The sequence below is a fragment of the Gordonia sp. NPDC127522 genome (assembly GCF_042672305.1).
Lineage (GTDB): Bacteria > Actinomycetota > Actinomycetes > Mycobacteriales > Mycobacteriaceae > Gordonia > Gordonia hongkongensis.
This window is the reverse complement of the sequence record NZ_JBHXVK010000018.1, coordinates 88,147-104,765: the sequence shown is the minus strand read 5'-3', so window position 1 is coordinate 104,765 and position 16,619 is coordinate 88,147. Positions and strand designations below refer to the sequence as shown.

General features: G+C 69.5%; 15 protein-coding genes. 6 read left to right on the top strand and 9 right to left on the bottom strand.

The window, feature by feature from the left end; translation table 11 throughout:
• Positions 1-97 precede the first annotated feature (97 nt).
• The 4 genes from ACFVHY_RS20980 to ACFVHY_RS20965 all read right to left on the bottom strand — a co-directional run bounded on the left by ACFVHY_RS20980 (position 98) and on the right by ACFVHY_RS20965 (position 5,195).
• A complete protein-coding gene (locus ACFVHY_RS20980; protein WP_390275234.1) occupies positions 98-1,390 on the bottom strand; it encodes a PhoH family protein in 1,293 nt (430 codons plus the stop codon).
• Positions 1,391-1,732: 342 nt separating this feature from the next.
• Positions 1,733-2,599 carry an acyl-ACP desaturase gene (locus ACFVHY_RS20975; RefSeq protein ID WP_390275233.1) on the bottom strand — a complete coding sequence of 289 codons (867 nt, stop codon included), beginning with the start codon at positions 2,597-2,599 and terminating at the stop codon, positions 1,733-1,735.
• Positions 2,600-2,642: 43 nt separating this feature from the next.
• Positions 2,643-3,950 carry a serine hydroxymethyltransferase gene (gene glyA / locus ACFVHY_RS20970; RefSeq protein ID WP_390275232.1) on the bottom strand — a complete coding sequence of 436 codons (1,308 nt, stop codon included), beginning with the start codon at positions 3,948-3,950 and terminating at the stop codon, positions 2,643-2,645.
• A 9-nt stretch (positions 3,951-3,959) separates the two neighbouring features.
• On the bottom strand, positions 3,960-5,195 hold the full coding sequence (locus ACFVHY_RS20965; protein ID WP_390275230.1) for a DUF885 domain-containing protein: 1,236 nt from the start codon (positions 5,193-5,195) through the stop codon (positions 3,960-3,962).
• Between the two features lie 97 nt (positions 5,196-5,292).
• Between ACFVHY_RS20965 and coaA the strand changes: the two genes are divergently transcribed.
• Entirely contained in the window at positions 5,293-6,234 is a 942-nt protein-coding gene (gene coaA, locus ACFVHY_RS20960; protein WP_058250729.1) for a type I pantothenate kinase, read from the top strand.
• On the opposite strand, the gene ACFVHY_RS20955 is transcribed toward coaA, so the two are convergent.
• Positions 6,206-6,715: a carboxymuconolactone decarboxylase family protein gene (locus ACFVHY_RS20955; RefSeq protein ID WP_390275229.1), complete on the bottom strand. Its 510-nt coding sequence runs from the start codon at positions 6,713-6,715 to the stop codon at positions 6,206-6,208. The two genes, coaA and ACFVHY_RS20955, sit on opposite strands and share 29 nt — an antisense overlap.
• A complete protein-coding gene (locus ACFVHY_RS20950) occupies positions 6,712-7,491 on the bottom strand; it encodes an SDR family oxidoreductase (protein WP_390275227.1) in 780 nt (259 codons plus the stop codon). Before ACFVHY_RS20950 ends, ACFVHY_RS20955 begins: the two co-directional genes overlap by 4 nt.
• 82 nt (positions 7,492-7,573) lie before the next feature.
• Between ACFVHY_RS20950 and ACFVHY_RS20945 the strand changes: the two genes are divergently transcribed.
• Positions 7,574-9,037 (top strand): PLP-dependent aminotransferase family protein, encoded by a 1,464-nt coding sequence (locus tag ACFVHY_RS20945; RefSeq protein ID WP_390275226.1) that lies wholly within the window; start codon positions 7,574-7,576, stop codon positions 9,035-9,037.
• Positions 9,038-9,064: 27 nt separating this feature from the next.
• On the opposite strand, the gene ACFVHY_RS20940 is transcribed toward ACFVHY_RS20945, so the two are convergent.
• Positions 9,065-9,847, bottom strand: coding sequence for an isoprenyl transferase (locus ACFVHY_RS20940; RefSeq protein ID WP_390275224.1), 783 nt, complete (start codon positions 9,845-9,847; stop codon positions 9,065-9,067).
• Between the two features lie 114 nt (positions 9,848-9,961).
• On the opposite strand from ACFVHY_RS20940, the gene ACFVHY_RS20935 reads away from it, so the two are divergent.
• The 4 genes from ACFVHY_RS20935 (at position 9,962) to ACFVHY_RS20920 (ending at position 14,678) form a co-directional block, all read left to right on the top strand.
• Complete coding sequence (locus ACFVHY_RS20935; protein ID WP_390275222.1) at positions 9,962-10,630, top strand: hemolysin III family protein; 669 nt, start codon at positions 9,962-9,964, stop codon at positions 10,628-10,630.
• Positions 10,631-10,689: 59 nt separating this feature from the next.
• Positions 10,690-11,241, top strand: coding sequence for a hypothetical protein (locus ACFVHY_RS20930; protein ID WP_390275221.1), 552 nt, complete (start codon positions 10,690-10,692; stop codon positions 11,239-11,241).
• Positions 11,242-11,338: 97 nt separating this feature from the next.
• The gene (locus tag ACFVHY_RS20925) at positions 11,339-12,913 is read left to right on the top strand and encodes a PepSY-associated TM helix domain-containing protein (protein WP_390275220.1); all 1,575 of its coding nucleotides are present in this window, start codon (positions 11,339-11,341) and stop codon (positions 12,911-12,913) included.
• A 115-nt stretch (positions 12,914-13,028) separates the two neighbouring features.
• A complete protein-coding gene (locus ACFVHY_RS20920) occupies positions 13,029-14,678 on the top strand; it encodes an alkaline phosphatase D family protein (protein ID WP_390275219.1) in 1,650 nt (549 codons plus the stop codon).
• A gap of 83 nt (positions 14,679-14,761) precedes the next feature.
• On the opposite strand, the gene ACFVHY_RS20915 is transcribed toward ACFVHY_RS20920, so the two are convergent.
• A complete protein-coding gene (locus tag ACFVHY_RS20915; RefSeq protein WP_058250736.1) occupies positions 14,762-15,850 on the bottom strand; it encodes a 3-deoxy-7-phosphoheptulonate synthase in 1,089 nt (362 codons plus the stop codon).
• A 250-nt stretch (positions 15,851-16,100) separates the two neighbouring features.
• Positions 16,101-16,547, bottom strand: a complete 447-nt coding sequence (locus ACFVHY_RS20910) for an Lrp/AsnC family transcriptional regulator (RefSeq protein WP_390275238.1) — start codon at positions 16,545-16,547, stop codon at positions 16,101-16,103.
• Between the last annotated feature and the right edge of the window lie 72 nt (positions 16,548-16,619).

Below are 16,619 nucleotides of genomic sequence, written 5' to 3'. Positions count from 1 at the left end.
CGTCGACTCCCTTCCGGAGTCGACGCGGCCCTCGTGTATCCGGCGGCGAAATCCCCACGGCCACCGAGTGACTGGAACCCAGAGGTCCGCGCCGGCCCTACGGCGCGAACTCCTCGAGCATCTCGGTCACGAGCGCGGCAATCGGCGACCGCTCGCTGCGGGTGAGCGTGATGTGCGCGAAGAGCGGGTGTCCCTTCAGCTTCTCGATGACCGCGGCGACGCCGTCATGGCGGCCCACGCGAAGATTGTCCCGTTGCGCGACATCGTGTGTCAGCACCACGCGAGATCCCGACCCCAGGCGGGACAGGACGGTGAGCAACACGTTGCGTTCCAGCGACTGGGCCTCGTCCACGATGACGAACGAATCGTGCAGCGACCGCCCGCGGATGTGCGTCAGGGGCAGCACCTCCAGCATGCCGCGGCTCAAGACCTCGTCGATGACCTCCGGCGACGCGAGCCCCTCCAGCGTGTCGAAGACCGCCTGCGCCCACGGACCCATCTTGTCGGACTCACTACCGGGCAGATAGCCGAGCTGTTGTCCGCCCACGGCGTACAGCGGGCGGAACACGACGACCTTCCGCTGGGTACGCCGTTCCAGGACCGCTTCCAGTCCCGCACAGAGCGCGAGCGCCGATTTCCCGGTACCGGCCTTGCCGCCGAGCGAGACGATCCCCACGCTCTCGTCGAGGAGCAGGTCGAGGGCGACACGCTGCTCGGCCGACCGTCCGTGCAGTCCGAAGGCCTCGCGGTCGCCGCGGACCAGTTGCACCCGCTTGTCCGCGTTCACCCGACCCAGGGCACTCGACGTGGCGCTGAGCAGCCGAACACCGGTGTGACACGGCAGTTCGCGTGCCTCGTCGAGGTCGACGACGCCCTCGGCGAACAGCGTGTCGACCGTGGCGGTGGCGACATCGAGTTCGGTCATGCCCGACCACCCCGAGACCACGACATCCTGCGCGTGGTACTCGTCGGCGGCCAGGCCCACCGCGCCGGCCTTCACCCGCAGCGGTGTGTCCTTCGAGACCAGGGTCACGTCCTTGCCCTCGGAGCGCAGGTTCAGTGCACAGGCGAGGATCCGGGAGTCGTTCGAATCGGTGCGGAAGCCGGCGGGCAGCACGGCGGGGTCGGTGTGGTTGAGCTCCACCTGGAGGGTGCCGCCCTCGTCGCCGATCTCGAGCGGCAGGTCGAGTCGGCCGTGTTCGAGTCGCATGTCGTCGAGCATGCGCAACGCCTCACGCGCGAACCAGCCGAGTTCGTGGTGGTGACGTTTGCCCTCGAGTTCGCTGATGACCACCAGTGGCAGCACGACGTGGTGTTCGGCGAAACGCATGACCGCCCAGGGATCGGACAGCAGCACGGAGGTATCGAGGACGTAGGTGCGTGTGGTCACGTGGGGCTCCTACGTTCGTGCGGCTCCCGCACAAACCAGTGTTGGTCGACCGGCCGGTTCAGTTGTCCGTTGTCCCGGCGTCAGCCGAGGTGGACGAGGACCGGGGCCGGCCCCCTCGCGTTGCTCGCACAAACCACGAATTGAACCTCCCGAACGAACCGCTTCCCCGCGGTCCGTCACTCGCCAACGTACGCGCGGAAATCGTTGGCGGCGCGCCGGAATCCGGTGTGTCGGCGTGAATTGTGGGTAAACCGCCGTATCGTTTCCACCGGAGACGCAACACGGCGCCACCAGGACTTTCGTCGTCCCGGTGGCGCCGTGTTCGTATTGTGGCGCGAGTCGTCAGCGGCCGGTGCGCGCGAGGATGCGGGTGCGCGCGGCCTCCGCCTCTTCGCCGAGACCGGAGACGGTGTCGAGCTTGACCGCGTCGGCCAGGGCCGCCGCGATGGCCGCCCTCACCTCGGCGTTCTCGTAGTCGGCGATGAGTGCGCGCTCGGTGTCGAAGTCGGCGATGTCGTGGCCGATCGGCTCGTCGAGGGCCAGCGCCCGGTCGATGGCGAGGACGGTGGCGTCCTGGTCGGCGACAATGCCGGCGTTGAGGAACGCGCCGAAGGTGGTGGCCTGGCCCTGGTCGTCGTTGGAGATCTTCGTCAGGATCTCCACGAGCGCCTCGTCGCCGGCGACCGCGGACAGGCGCTTGATGAAGTGGACACACTGGTTCTCGTGTACCGCCATCAGCGCGAGCACGTCGAGCGGGCCGAGGGGCTCGACCTGCTCCGGCGTCTGCCGATACCCCTGCGTGACGTGGATGCGACGGCGCTCCTCGGCGTCCACCGGATCGATCGCGCGCCGGACGACGAGGTAGTCGCGCAGGACGATCGCGTGGCGGTTGTCCTCGGCGGTCCACACGCCCACGAGCTGCCGCCAGTCGGAGAACGCCGGGAAGTGCTTGGCCAGCACCCGGTGGTACGACGGCAGGTTGTCCTTGGTCAGCAGGAGGGCGAGCAGTCCCGCACGCGCCTCATCGGACAGGAAGGCCTCCGACGGATCGAAATCCGCTCCGCCGAGGAACCCGAAGTTGCGTCCGTCGTCCCACGGCACCCAGTCGTGCGGATTCCACGGACTCGCGGCCGACTGGTGGTCTTCGGCGATCTCGGGAAGAGCCTTCTCGAGCGCGATGATCAGGTCGTCTTCAGTGAGGGCGTTCATCGCTGAAAGGATACGGACGCGCCGCCGGGACAGGCAATCCAGGTCAGATCCGGCTCATCAGGCCCCACTCCTCGAGACCGTCGTAGAGCGGGAAGTCGAGCGCGAGCTTGGACACGCGGCCACGCAGGGCCGAGACGTCGGCGGAATCGCCGGCCGCGAGCGCGGTGGCGATGATGTCGGCGACCTCGGTGAACTGTTCGTCGCCGAAGCCGCGGGTGGCCAGCGCCGGGGTGCCGATGCGCAGGCCCGAGGTGACCATCGGCGGCCGCGGATCGAACGGCACCGCATTGCGGTTGACGGTGATGCCGACCTGATGCAGCAGGTCCTCGGCCTGCTGGCCGTCGAGGGCGCTGTTCCGCAGATCGACGAGCACGAGGTGGACGTCGGTACCGCCGGTCAGGACCGAGACGCCGGCCCCGGCCACATCCGAGCCGTTGAGGCGTTCGGCGAGAAGCCGCGCCCCGGACAGGGTGCGCCGCTGGCGCTCGGCGAATTCGTCGGTGGCGGCGATCTTCAGGGCCACCGCCTTGCCGGCGATCGCGTGCATGAGCGGCCCGCCCTGCTGACCGGGGAACACCGCCGAGTTCAGCTTCTTGGCCCACTCCTGCTTGGCGAGGATGATCCCCGAGCGCGGGCCGCCGAGGGTCTTGTGCACGGTCGACGACACGACGTCGGCGTGCGGGACCGGCGACGGATGCAGGCCGGCGGCGACGAGACCGGCGAAGTGGGCCATGTCGACCCAGAGGTGTGCGCCGACCTCGTCGGCGACGGAGCGGAACGCCTCGAAGTCGAGCGTGCGCGGGTAGGCCGACCACCCGGCGACGATGACCTTCGGTTTGACGTCGAGGGCGATCTTGCGCACCTCGTCCATGTCGATGCGGAAGTCCTCTTTGCTCACGCCGTAGAAGGCGTTCTCGTAGAGCTTGCCGGAGAAGTTCAGGCGCATGCCGTGGGTGAGGTGACCGCCGTGCGCGAGGTCGAGACCGAGCATGGTCTCCCCCGGCTCCATCAGTGCCTGCAGCACCGCGGCGTTGGCCTGGGCACCCGAGTGCGGTTGCACGTTCGCGAAGTCGGCGCCGAACAGTTCCTTCGCCCGGTTGCGGGCGATGTCCTCGACGACGTCGACGTACTCGCACCCGCCGTAGTAGCGACGTCCCGGGTACCCCTCGGCGTACTTGTTGGTCAGCACGCTGCCCTGGGCCTGCAGCACCGCACGCGGCACGAAGTTCTCCGAGGCGATCATCTCGAGGGTGTCCCGCTGGCGGCTGAGTTCACCGTTCATGGCGGCTGCGACGTCGGGGTCGACCTCGGCCAGGGACATCGAGTTCAGGGATGACGGGTTCGCGGTCATGCCCCGATTCTAGGCACCGAGTTCGCGCCGCAGACTCGCCGGGATGAGTGGCTCGTCGAGCAGGCGTCCGAAGGCGGCCGCGCGGTCGTCGGCCGTGTCGAGCCACGCCTCGAGCAATCGGTATCCCTCGACGTAGGTGCTGATGTAGGCGCGCCAGAGCGGCGAGGTGAGGAATCGCAGCATCTGTCGGGCCCGTTCCTCGGGCGCGAGAAGCCAGCGCCGGAGATGTTCGGCGACGGTGTCGGCGTCGGCGTGGCGGTCGTGCAGCAGCAGCGCGGCGTCTTGTCGAACGCCGAGGAGCCCGGCGGTGGCGCGTCCGACGCCCATCGCCCGCCCGGCGTCGAAGCGGAGTCCGAGGTCGGCGTAGATCTCCTGTGCCCACGTTCCCCACTCGGGACCGACGATCGCGGCCAGCGCGTGGTCGGCGAGGCCCTCGGCCATCAGGCACTGCGGGGTGTTGACCAGGAAGATCGACTGCTCGTCGTGCCCGGCGCCGACGAGCAACTGCTCTTTCCGGCAGTGTTCGGTGTGGTGTCCGGGGTAGGCCTCGTGCGCGATGAGCGCGGGCAACGAGGACATGTACTGCGTGAGATCGGCGTTGATGGCGACGCGTGAGCGATAGTTGCCGAGGTAGTAGTTGAATCCCGACCACGGCTTGTCGGTGACGACCTCGAACTCCACGATCTCGTTGTCCAGCAACGGATATGCGGACCGGACTCGTTCGCGGAGCGCGCCGCTGAACGCGCGGACACACTCGTCGACCCGCTCGGGCGGGATCTCGTCGGCACGCCGGTGCGCGGCGTAGATGTCCCGGAGCTCGTCACCGGTGGCGCCCGGGACGCCGAGGGCCTCCGCCAGGTCGGCGTGCGCCTGCCGATACCGGTCCGGATCGGCCATCGCGATGTCGACGTCGAAGTAGGCGCGGACCTCGTCGACGAATCCGACGTCGTCGCCGGTGAACTTGCGCGCCGAGCACTCCAGCGCGCGCAGGTGGGCGCCGACGAACTCGGCGCGCTGCGCGTCCAGCGCGCCGGGCAGGTCGGCGAGCAGCCCGCGCGCGCGGTCGGCGAGCCGGGCTGGGTCGGGTGCGGGTGCGTTCTCGACCTCCGCCTTCAGCGCGGGATCGCCGGTGTAGGCGTCGACGAAGCCCCGTTCGAGGCGATCGAAGGCGAGGCCGAGGCGGAGGTACTCGGCCACCAGCGGGTCCGAGGCGTGGTCGGCGTCGGCGGCGGTCGGGGACGGCATACCGGCAGGCTACCGATCGACGCTGTCACACGTCGCCCTAAGCTGTACGCATGATCACTCCGGGAGCGGCGGAACCGACATCGGCGGAGCTGCCCTGATGGCCCGCAACGCCACCGATCGGGATCCCAGTCTGTACCTGGAACTCGACCGGAGGCAGTGGCGCGAACTCCGCGAGTCGATGCCCCTGGTGCTCAACGAGGACGAACTGGCCGAGCTCGTCGGCCTCGGTGAGCAGATCGACCTCGACGAGGTCGCCGACGTCTATCTGCCGCTCTCTCGTCTGATCCACCTGCAAGTCGCTGCGCGGCAACGGTTGTTCGCCGCGACCTCGACCTTCCTCGGTGAGCGGCAGACCAATCGGCAGGTGCCCTTCGTCATCGGGATCGCCGGCAGTGTGGCGGTCGGGAAGTCGACGACGGCACGCGTGCTCGCCGCCCTGCTCGCCCGCTGGGAGTCGCACCCGAAGGTGGACCTGATCACCACCGACGGTTTCCTGCTCCGCACCGCGGAGATGCAGCGTCGGGGCATTCTGCACCGCAAGGGATTTCCCGAGTCCTACGATCGCCGGGCCCTGCTGCGCTTCGTCACCGAGGTGAAGTCGGGTGCGCGCGAGGTCGCCGCGCCGGTCTACTCACACCTCGCCTACGACATCGTGCCCGACGTCTATCACTATGTGCGCCAGCCCGACATCCTCATCCTCGAGGGCCTCAACGTGCTCCAGACCGGAGCGACGCTGATGGTCTCGGACCTGTTCGACTTCTCCATCTACGTCGACGCCAAGATCGACGACATCGAATCCTGGTACATCTCGCGCTTCCTGCAGATGCGGACCACCTCGTTCGCCAACCCGGACTCGCATTTCCACGCCTATGCGTCGCTGACCGACGATCAGGCGACCGCCGCGGCCCGGGATCTGTGGACCTCGATCAACCGGCCGAATCTGATCGAGAACATCCTGCCCACCCGGCCGCGGGCGTCACTGGTGCTGCGCAAGGACTACGACCACTCCATCAACCGGGTGCGCCTGCGCAAGCTCTGACCGACGACGCGGCCCGGCGTTCGTCGAGTCCGGCCGGGTACCCGCCGGCCAGCGCGATGCGGTTCCACGCGTTGATCATCACGATCGACGCGACCAGCTGACCCATCGCGGCGGCGTCGAAATGGGCTCGTGCGGAATCGAACACGTCATCGGGCACACCGTTCTCGCCGATCAGCGTGACGCTCTCGGTGAGGGCGAGTGCAGCCCGTTCGGCCGGGGTGAACGCCTCTCCGGCCTCCCGCCACGCGGCGATCAGCATCAGTTTGTGCGGGTCGATGTCCTTGGCGAGCGCATCGGAGGTGTGCATGTGCAGGCAGTAGGCGCACCCGTTGAGTTGCGAGGCCCGGATGACGATCAGTTCGGCCAGTTCGGGGTCGACACCGGCCGACGACGCCCGCTGCAGCGCCACGAGGGCCTTGTACACGGACGGATTGTCCTGCGGTATCCACATTCTCGTCGCGGGCCGGGCGGCGGTGCTCATCGCCGTTCCCCGGCATTCGCACTCTCGCGACCGGCCAGCCACCCGTCGAGCGTCGTCGACGTGACGACGTCGGGATCGGCGGGCACGAGTCCGCCCCCGCGGATCGTCGGCCCCCCGAACCGGAGGCCGAACACCCACCGTGGTGAACCGGTCTGCGCAGCAACCGCTTTCGCCACATCGACCAGGTCCATCTCCACGGGGCCGCTCACCTCGATGGTCCGCTTCCCGGTCGGCCCCGCGGTCACCACGTCGGCGACCGCCACGGCCACGTCGGCGACAGCGGCCGGGGCGCACCGCATCCTGGGCACCACGGCGATCGGGCCGAACCCCATCGACGACATCATCTGCTCGGCGAGCTCGAACCACTGCACCGACGCCAGGATGGTGAGTGCCGCGGGGTCGACGACCTCGCCGTAGGCGGCCTCCTGTGCCGCTTTGCCCTGGTAGTAACCGAATTTGGCGTTGACCGCCGGATCGCCGGCGTTGACGATCGACACCACGACGACGTGCGCGACGCCCGCCGTCGTCGCGGCACGGCCGATCTTGGTCGCCGTGGTCTCGAAGAAGTCGATCGCCTCCTTCGCCTTCAGCGTCTGGAGACTGAGGCAGTCGACGACGGCGCCGGCGCCGTCGAACGCCGCCGCCAGACCCGTTCCGGTGTAGGCGTCGACGCCGGTCGCCCGGCTGGCACGCACCACCTCGTGGCCTCGCTCGACGAGCAGGTCGGCGACCCGACTTCCCAGCGCACCGCTGGCACCCACGACCACGATCTTCATCTCGTTCCTCCTCAAGGACGGACAGCTGTGTGTTGTGGGTTTAGGCTATGCCGCAATTAGCTCAAGAAAGTGGTCCAATCCGATGGCAGAAAAGCGGGTCAATTCGACGGCGGATCCCTGGGCCGAAGTGGCCGAGCGGCTGGGCGCGGACCTTTTCCTCGACCTGCAGCCCGATCCGGGCGCGGGTGCCCGCGGGCGCGGTGCCACCCTGCGCCGGGCCCTCACCGAGGCGCTGCGCTCGGCCATCCTCGACAACCGGCTGCCCGCGGGCACCGCATTGCCGCCGTACCGATCCCTCGCCGCGGACCTCGGTCTCGCTCGCGGCACCGTGTCGGCGGTCTACTCCGAACTGATCGCGGAAGGGTGGCTGACCGCGCGCCAGGGCTCGGCCACCCGGGTCGCCGACGGTGCCGCACGGCCACCGGCCATCGACGATCCCGGCGCGTCCACCGCCTTGCCGGCCCTGCGTCACGACTTCTCGCTGGGGCGACCCTGCGCCGGGATGTTCCCGCGCAACGACTGGATCCGCGCCACCCGGCGCGCCCTCACCGAGACCCCCGACGACGCCTTCGGACCGGCTCACCCCCGCGGGCGCCTCGAGCTGCGGAACGCCCTCACCGGTTACCTGGCCCGCACTCGGGGTGTCCGCACCGCACCGGACCTGATCGTTCTCGGGACGTCGGTGCTGTCGGCACTGGAGTTGTTGGCGCGCACGGTGATCGGTGGTGTCGTCGCGGTCGAGAGCCACGGTCTGCCCTTTCACCGGCATGCCCTCGAGCGCGGCGGCGCGCGGGTCGTACCGGTGCGCATCGACGCCGACGGCATGGTCATCGACGAGCTCGAACGCACCGGGGCGACCGCGGTCGTGCTGACCCCCAGCCACCAGTTCCCCACCGGTGTCGCCCTCTCGCCGGCGCGCCGGATGCAGGTCGTCGACTGGGCGCGGCGGACCGGCGCGGTCATCGTGGAGGACGACTACGACGGCGAGTTCCGCTACGACCGCGAACCGGTCGGTGCGTTGCAGGCGCTCGGCCCCGACGTCGTCGTCCACACCGGTTCGTTGAGCAAGAGCCTGTCGCCGGCGGTACGCGCGGGTTGGCTGGCCACTCCCGCCCATCTGGTCGAACCGGTGTTGCGCGGCAAGGGGTTCCGTGAGGCCGACGCGAGCATCGTCGATCAGCTCACGCTGGCCGAACTGATCGGTTCCGGAGCCTACGACCGGCACATCCGGCGCAGCCGTCAGGCCTACCGGACCCGACGCGATGCGTTGGTGGCGGCCCTGGCCGGAATCGGACTGGAACTCCCCGGCATCGCCGCCGGACTGCACGCGTTGATCCCCGTCGACCATGCCGACGAGGGAGCCATCGTCCACCGGGCCTACGAACGCGGAATCGCGGTGACCGGACAGTCCCTGTTCCGGCATCCCGACGCCGACCCGCTGCCCTCCGGCGGGATCGGTGTCGGCTTCGGCACTCCTGCGGCATCGACGTTCGGCGCCGATCTCACCGCATTGACCAGGCTCCTGGCCGACTCCGTGGCGCGTTGAACCCGGCGCGGGTCGGCACCGGCGGAGTCACTTGCCGAACCGCCGGCTCCGCGCGGAGTAGTCGCGCAAGGCGCGCAGGAAGTCCACCCGACGGAACTCCGGCCAGTAGGCGTCGGTGAACCAGATCTCCGAATAGGCGCTCTGCCACAACAGGAATCCCGACAGTCGCTGCTCTCCGGAGGTCCGGATCACGAGGTCCGGGTCGGGCTGACCTTTGGTGTAGAGATTGGCGTCGATCGCCTCCACGGTGACCGCATCCACCATCTCGGCCGCAGTCGCCCCGGCGGCCACCTTCTCCTCCAGGAGCGCGCGAACCGCGTCCACGATCTCCTGACGCCCGCCGTATCCGACGGCGACGTTGACGTTCATCCCCCGCCGTTCGGCGGTGCGGTCGGCGGCCGCCCGCAGACGTCCGGCCACCGGCTCGGGCAGTGCGTCGAGGGTGCCGACGATGCGGATGCGCCACTCGCCCTCGGGCGCGGAGATCTCGTCGACGATGTCCGGCACGATCTCGAGGAGTGCGTCGAGTTCGTCTGATGACCGGTTGAGGTTCTCGGTCGACAACAGGTAGATCGTGACGGCCTCGATGCCCAGGCCCGCGCACCAGCCGAGCATGTCCGCGATGCGCTGGGCACCCACGCGATGTCCGTGGCTGACGTCCTCGAAACCAGCCTCACGCGCCCACCGCCGGTTGCCGTCGCAGATGATCGCCACGTGACGCGGCAGGCGCTCGGTGTCGAGGAGCTGGATGAGCCGGCGTTCGTAGACGGAGAGGACGGGTCGTCGAAGCCGGTCCGGCAGGAGCTTCATCGTCGCGTCGTTCCGGCGTCGTGTCGGCCTCGTGTCACGCAGGACACCTTACGCGTCGGATCGCGGCTTGCCGGTGACGCTGTGGACGCGCGAAGTTACGGTACCGTAGGTTTGGTGAGCACGTTGCTGAACCCGTCGGCCGACGTCCGCCCACGACTGCGCGGGGTCATCCACCACTACTCCGCCTATGTGGCCGCGGTCGCCGGGCTGGCCCTGGTGATCGGCGCGGCCACGGTCGGCGACCCCGTCGCCGTCGTCCCGTGTGCCGTCTACGCGGTCACCGTGCTCGGACTCTTCGCGATCAGCGCCGGCTACCACCGGATTCCGTGGAAGACCGCCCGCGCGCGGACCCGGATGAAACGTGCCGACCACGCCATGATCTTCCTGTTCATCGCCGGCACCTACACGCCGTTCTGCGCCCTCGGGCTTCCCTCGCCGACCAGTTGGTGGGTCCTCGGCACCGTCTGGGTCGGCGCAGCCGCCGGTGCGACCCTCAAGATCGCGTGGCCCGGCGCACCCCGCTGGCTCGGGGTCACCCTCTACATCGTGCTGGGCTGGGTGATCGTGGCCGTCGCCCCGGCGCTCGTCGGCGAGACCGGTCTGCCCGTTCTGATCCTGCTCGCGCTCGGCGGTGTCTTCTACAGCGTCGGCGGCGTCCTCTACGCGGCACGCTGGCCCGACCCCTGGCCGGAGACCTTCGGTCATCACGAGGTGTTCCATGCATGCACAGCAGTCGCGGCCCTGCTGCACTACGTCGCCGCCTGGCTATTGGTGTTGGGCTGACCTGCCCGTTCGGTGACCGCGCACGGTTCGGGCGCGGTCGCCGTCGCTATGCTCCTTCCGTGAGCCCGGACATGCGCGCCCTCCACCGCCTCCGCGGTGGGGTCGTCGGCGCGCTGTCGGCCAGCACCGCGGTGGCCGCGCACGGGCTCGCGGCCGGCTCTCTCCCCGCCACCTCATCTCTGGTGTTCATGATCGCGGCGTGCACCGTACTCGGCTGGGCGATCGGCGCGACGGCCCGTCGTCGTCCCGGGTGGCTCGGCACGATCGGGCTCCTCGCGGCCGGGCAGGTGCTCGCACACGTGTCCCTCACCGCGCTCGATGCCTCGTCGGCGCACCACGCCGGTGTGAGTGCGCTGGCACACGCCCCGAGCGGAACCATGCTGTTCGTCCACGCGGTGGCGACTCTGCTCACCGCCGCCGCCATCCACGTCGTCGAACCCGCCCTGCTCAGCGTCCTGACCGCGGTCGTCGCACTCATCCGGGCCGTCCTCGACCCGCCCGCTGACGACGCGATCCTGCACGCCCCGCTGGCGACCCACGACGACGCGCGGCCCCGCCTGCGCGCCATCGCCGCTCTCGACACCCGCGGACCACCCTCTCCCGCACGCTGAATCCATCGACTTCCGCCGACCCGTCCATCCGACGGGCCGGTCGGTGCGCGTCTGCCATCCCGCCTGACCGCGGTCGATGCCGCGCGCCGTCTTCCGCATGAGAGGCCCACCCGTGACCCTGTCGAACTTGTCCCGCCCCGGTGAACCCACCGGGCCGCCCGACCCACGTCCCGAAACATCCGACGACAACCCGACTCCACCAGCCGCCGCACCAGACCGGCGAGTGACCCCGAACAGCTGGCAACCTCTGCTGCGCCGGTTGCACTTCTACGCAGGCGTCTTCATCGCGCCGTTCCTGATCGTTGCGGCCGTCAGCGGCGGGCTCTACGCGATCTCCCCGTCGCTGGAACAAGTCGTCTACCGCGATCAACTCTCCACCGACAGCACCGGCGACGCGCGGCCGGTCTCCGAACAGGTCGAGGCGGCGGCCCGGATCCGGCCGGACCTCACCCTGTCCGCGGTGCGCCCGGCCGCCGAACCCGGCGACACGACCCGCGTCCTGTTCGACGATCCCTCCCTCGGGGCGTCGAAGCGCCAGGCCGTGTTCATCGATCCGGTGACCCTGGAGTCGACAGGGCAATCGGTGTCCTACGGCAGCAGCGCCGCTCTGCCGCTGCGCACCTGGCTGAGCGAGTTCCACCGGCACCTCCACCTCGGTGAGCCCGGCCGGATCTACAGCGAACTCGCCGCATCGTGGCTCTGGGTGATCGCGCTGGGCGGCCTCGCCCTGTGGATCTCCGACTACCGCGCACGACGGAAACGGCGCACCGCCGAGTTGGTCACCTTCGACCGATCGGCGACCGGACGCAACCGCACCCGCAACCGGCACGGCGTGATCGGCGTCTGGATCGCCGTGGGATTGGTGTTCTTGTCGGCCACCGGTCTGACGTGGTCGAAGTACGCCGGTGAGCACGTCTCCGATGTGCGCACGGCGCTGAGCTGGACGACCCCGACGGTCGACACCTCGCTGTCCGGATCGACGTCCGGATCGGACGGGCACGGTGATCACAGCGGGCACGGCGATCATGGCGGCGCGGGTCACGAGCAGCACGTTCCGGAAACGTCCGGGCAGACGATCGCGCAGCTCGACCGGGTGCTGGTCGCCGCTCGGGCCGCCGGTGTGGACGGCCAGGTCGAGGTGTCCGTCCCGACCGATGCGGACACCGCCTTCACCGTCGCCGAGACCAGGCAGCCCTGGCAGTTCGCCCAGGACACCGTCACCGTGAACGGCGCGACCGGTGCCGTTGTCGACGAACTGTGGTTCGCCGACTGGCCGCTCGCCGCGAAACTCACGACCTGGGGCATCGCACTGCACATGGGCATCCTGTTCGGCTGGGTGAGCCAGCTGGTTCTCCTGCTCCTGGCGATCGCGCTCGTGGTGCTGATCGCCCGCGGCTATCAGATGTGGTGGCAACGTCGCCCGCGGCGCGGCGGCCCAGTCGCGATGGGTCGCCCGCCGGCACGGGGTGCACTGCGTCGGGTGCCGGTGGCCGGCGCGGTCACGATCGTGGTGGTGGCCGCGGTCGTGGGCTGGTTCGTGCCGTTGCTCGGACTCAGCCTCCTCGGGTTCCTCGTGGTCGACGCGGTGCTCGGAATGCTCGCCCGTCGCAAGCGAGTCGGCGTCGTCACCGGCGCCGGAAACGAGTCGAGCGGGTCGGTCGACTCGCGGTAGCCCGTCGGGCAGGCGGCGGGGACGTACGCGAGGAGGTCGGAGACTTCACCTCCGCATCATGTCCCCGCCGTCTGCAGGTGGAGCCCAGGTCAGGTGATCCTGGTCGGCTGAGGCCATGCGGGGAAACCCGGCCGACGCCTCACCGGCCCCTCTCACACCGTCGACCATCCGTTGTCATCCCGACCTCACGCTCCGCGGCGGCACTTCCCGACGCCGCTTCCTCACCTGGTCGGCACTCGTCGCCGGTCTCGCGTTCACGCCCGGCCTCCTCGGCGGCACCTCGCCGGCCCTACCCACACCGGCTCACCCCGCCGGCGTGTTCGGACTCGGGGTGGCGTCCGGTGACCCCCTCCCCGACGGCGTCGTGCTGTGGACGCGGTTGTCGCGCAACCCGTTCGCGCCCGGTGGCGGCATGGAACCACGCCCGGTGCGGGTCGACTGGGAGATCGCCGCCGACGAGTCCATGACCCGCATCGTGCGTCGGGGTACTGTCCACGCCACCGCGGAATGGGGACACAGCGTGCACGTCGACGTTCGCGGTCTCGCGCCCGCCGCTGACTACTTCTATCGGTTCCGGGCACTCGGCGAGGTCTCGACGATCGGCCGGACCCGAACGGCACCCGCACCTTTCGCACGCGTCGAGAAGATGACGGTCGCCGTTGCCTCCTGCCAGAACTGGTCCGACGGCTACTACCATGCGTACGCCGACCTGGCGGCGCATGCACCCGATGTGGTGCTCCACCTCGGTGACTACATCTACGAGAAGCCGATCCCGGCTCATGGTGGTGCGAGACCCGATGCGGTGCTTCCGCTCTCGGTAACACGGGAAGCAGTCGACCTCGACGACTACCGCGAGCGTTACGCGCTGTACAAGTCCGATCCCGACCTCCAACTCGCCCATGCAATGGCGCCGTTCGTGATCACCTTCGACGACCATGAGGTCGACAACAACTGGGCCGCAGCAGTTCCCGAGGACCACACCCCACTCACCGCGTTCGCGCTGCGTCGCGCCCGCGCCCTGCGCGCATGGTGGGAGAACACGCCGGTGCGGGTGGCGGCCCGACCGAACGGAACCGTCATCCGCGCGCATCGGCGGCTCGGTTTCGGAGACCTGGTGGACCTCACCCTGCTCGACACCCGCAGTCACCGCAGCGATCAGGCCAACGGGGACAACGACACCGGGCAGAACGCGCCCACCGCGGACGCCTCCCGGACCATCCTCGGTGCCGAACAGGAACGATGGGTGCTCGCCGGCTTCGCCTCGTCCCGGCGCCGGTGGAACGTCCTCGCCCAGCAGGTACCGATGGCCGACCTCGCCCGAATCGTCGACTCGACCCGGGCGGTCAGCATGGACGGGTGGAGCGGCTACGAGGCGTCGCGCTCCCGCGTCCTCGGCGGCGCCGCCGACCGGGGCGTGCGCAACCTGGTGTCGCTCGCCGGCGACATCCATCGCAGCGTGGTCGCCGACCTCCGGACCTCCTACACCGATGAATCGCCCACGCGCGGCATCGAATTGGCCGCGACGTCGATCACCTCCGGCGGCGACGGGGTGGACAGCGACGACGGCGACCGCCGCCTCAAGGAAGCCTCACCCCACGTCCGCTTCGGCAACTCGCAACGCGGCTACCTGCTCAACCGGATCCACTCCGATCGATGGGAGGCCGAGTTCCGCGTGGCGCCGTCGGTACGGTCGCCCCGCGGAACACTGCGTCGTCGAGCACTGATCACGATCCCGGACTCGACGTCTGAGGTCGACGTCGTCTGACGCCGCTCCCTGATCCGAAAGAACGCCCTGCCCCCTGCTCCCTCAGGAGCGCCCGGAGCTTACGGAGGGCGCGTCACGAAGGGTCACCCCCGCGCGAGCGCCGCCAGGACCTGGGCGCTGGCCTCCCAGCCCATGCACTTGTCGGTGACGGACTTGCCGTACACCAGCGGGGTGGCCTCGGTCGACTGCGCGCCGGGTTCGAGGAAGCTCTCCAGCATCACGCCGCTGACGTTCGACGGCTCACCGGCCTCGCGCGCCGCCCGAAGGCGCGTCGCGATCTCGGTGGCGACCTCCGCCTGACGGACATGATCCTTGCCCGAATTGGCGTGCGAACAGTCGATCATGACCCGGGCGGGCAGGCCGGCCGCGGCGAGCGCCTCGGCGGCCGCCGACACCGACTCCGCGTCGAAGTTCGGGCCGCGCGTGCCGCCGCGCAGGATGATGTGGCAGTCCTCGTTGCCCGCGGTCTCCACCACGGCACCGTTGCCGAAGTCGTCGACGCCGAAGAAGACGTGTTCGGCCGCAGCGGCTTTCACACCGTCGATGGCGACCTGGACGTTCCCGTCGGTACCGTTCTTGAACCCGATCGGCATCGACAGACCGGACGCCAGCTGCCGGTGGACCTGGGACTCGGTGGTGCGGGCGCCGATGGCCCCCCACGCGACCGCGTCGGCGATGTACTGCGGACTGGTCGGCTCGAGGAATTCGCAGCCGACCGGCAGGCCGAGGTCGATGATGTCGAGCAGCAGCGACCGGGCGGTGCGCAGGCCACGCTCGACGTCGAAGGTGTTGTCCATCCCGGGGTCGTTGATCAGGCCCTTCCACCCCACGGTGGTGCGCGGCTTCTCGAAGTAGACGCGCATGACGATCTTGAGCCGCTCGGAGTAGGCATCGGCCAGCGGCGCGAGGCGCCGGGCGTAGTCGATGGCGGCGATCGGATCGTGGACCGAACAGGGCCCGACGATGACGAGCAGCCGGTCATCGCGGCCGGCGAGGATGTCGGCGATCTCGTCCCGGTCGCGCTGGACGGCGACGGCTCGTCGTGCCGAGAGGGGCAGTTCGCTGCGCACGGTGTCGGGCGACGGGATCGGACGGAACGCCCGGATGCGGCGGTCGGAGGTCGATTCGGCGTTGTCGTCGGATCGGATCGGGAGGTCCGGCAAGGTGGTCACGTTGTGTGCCTTTCGAGGTCATGCCCGTGTCGTTGTGGTGACGAGGCATGCCCTGGGTGTGGTCGGAGCCCCGCTCAAATGACAAGAGCAGCGACCGTGGGGGTCGCTGCTCGGGCTCCGGGTGTGTCGTACGCGCGTCAGGTCAACGCATCATCGTGGCCCCACCCGGAGCCTCGATAAAGCGCCAATACGCGCGCACGGTGCTGATCACGGCGACCACACTAGCACAACGGTTTCGACACCCCGATTCTCACGGGTGCCCCCGGTCGATCAGCTCGCTGAGCACGAGGATCGACTCTGATCGATCCACCGGGCCCGCCCGCCGGATGCGTTCGAGCGCCTGCTCGAGGTGGCGTACGTCGCGGGCCATCACGTGCAGGACGGCGTCGGCCTGACCCGTGACCGTCGCCGCACCCACCACCTCCGGTATGGGCTCCCACGCCGCCTTCAACTCGTCGGGCGAGATGTTGCCCCGGCAGTACACCAACACGTATGCCTCGGTGGTCCACTGCATCGCGTGCGGGTCGACGACCGCGGTGAAACCCCGGATGACGCCGTCGGCGACCAGGCGGTCGACGCGTCGTTTCACCGCGGGGGCCGACAACCCCACCTGCTGCCCGATCTGCTGGTAGGTCGCCCGGGCGTCCCGGGTGAGGTGCGCGAGCACCCTCTCGTCGAGGTCGTCCAGTGTCCGCAACAGACCGCTCCCCTTCGCTTCCATACCGGCGATCCGTTGCGTTCAGACGCAATCGACGTCGATTGTTTGCAC

What these genes read in the sequence shown, in the direction of transcription:
- ACFVHY_RS20940 (WP_390275224.1), bottom strand. Translation starts at nt 9,847, where the DNA reads ATGAAGCTCCTGCCGGACCGGCTTCGACGACCCGTCCTCTCCGTCTAC.
- ACFVHY_RS20955 (WP_390275229.1), bottom strand. Translation starts at nt 6,715, where the DNA reads ATGAGCACCGCCGCCCGGCCCGCGACGAGAATGTGGATACCGCAGGAC.
- ACFVHY_RS20965 (WP_390275230.1), bottom strand. Translation starts at nt 5,195, where the DNA reads ATGCCGTCCCCGACCGCCGCCGACGCCGACCACGCCTCGGACCCGCTG.
- ACFVHY_RS20920 (WP_390275219.1), top strand. Translation starts at nt 13,029, where the DNA reads ATGCGGGGAAACCCGGCCGACGCCTCACCGGCCCCTCTCACACCGTCG.
- ACFVHY_RS20975 (WP_390275233.1), bottom strand. Translation starts at nt 2,599, where the DNA reads ATGAACGCCCTCACTGAAGACGACCTGATCATCGCGCTCGAGAAGGCT.
- ACFVHY_RS20945 (WP_390275226.1), top strand. Translation starts at nt 7,574, where the DNA reads ATGGCAGAAAAGCGGGTCAATTCGACGGCGGATCCCTGGGCCGAAGTG.
- ACFVHY_RS20925 (WP_390275220.1), top strand. Translation starts at nt 11,339, where the DNA reads ATGAGAGGCCCACCCGTGACCCTGTCGAACTTGTCCCGCCCCGGTGAA.
- coaA (WP_058250729.1), top strand. Translation starts at nt 5,293, where the DNA reads ATGGCCCGCAACGCCACCGATCGGGATCCCAGTCTGTACCTGGAACTC.
- ACFVHY_RS20950 (WP_390275227.1), bottom strand. Translation starts at nt 7,491, where the DNA reads ATGAAGATCGTGGTCGTGGGTGCCAGCGGTGCGCTGGGAAGTCGGGTC.
- glyA (WP_390275232.1), bottom strand. Translation starts at nt 3,950, where the DNA reads ATGACCGCGAACCCGTCATCCCTGAACTCGATGTCCCTGGCCGAGGTC.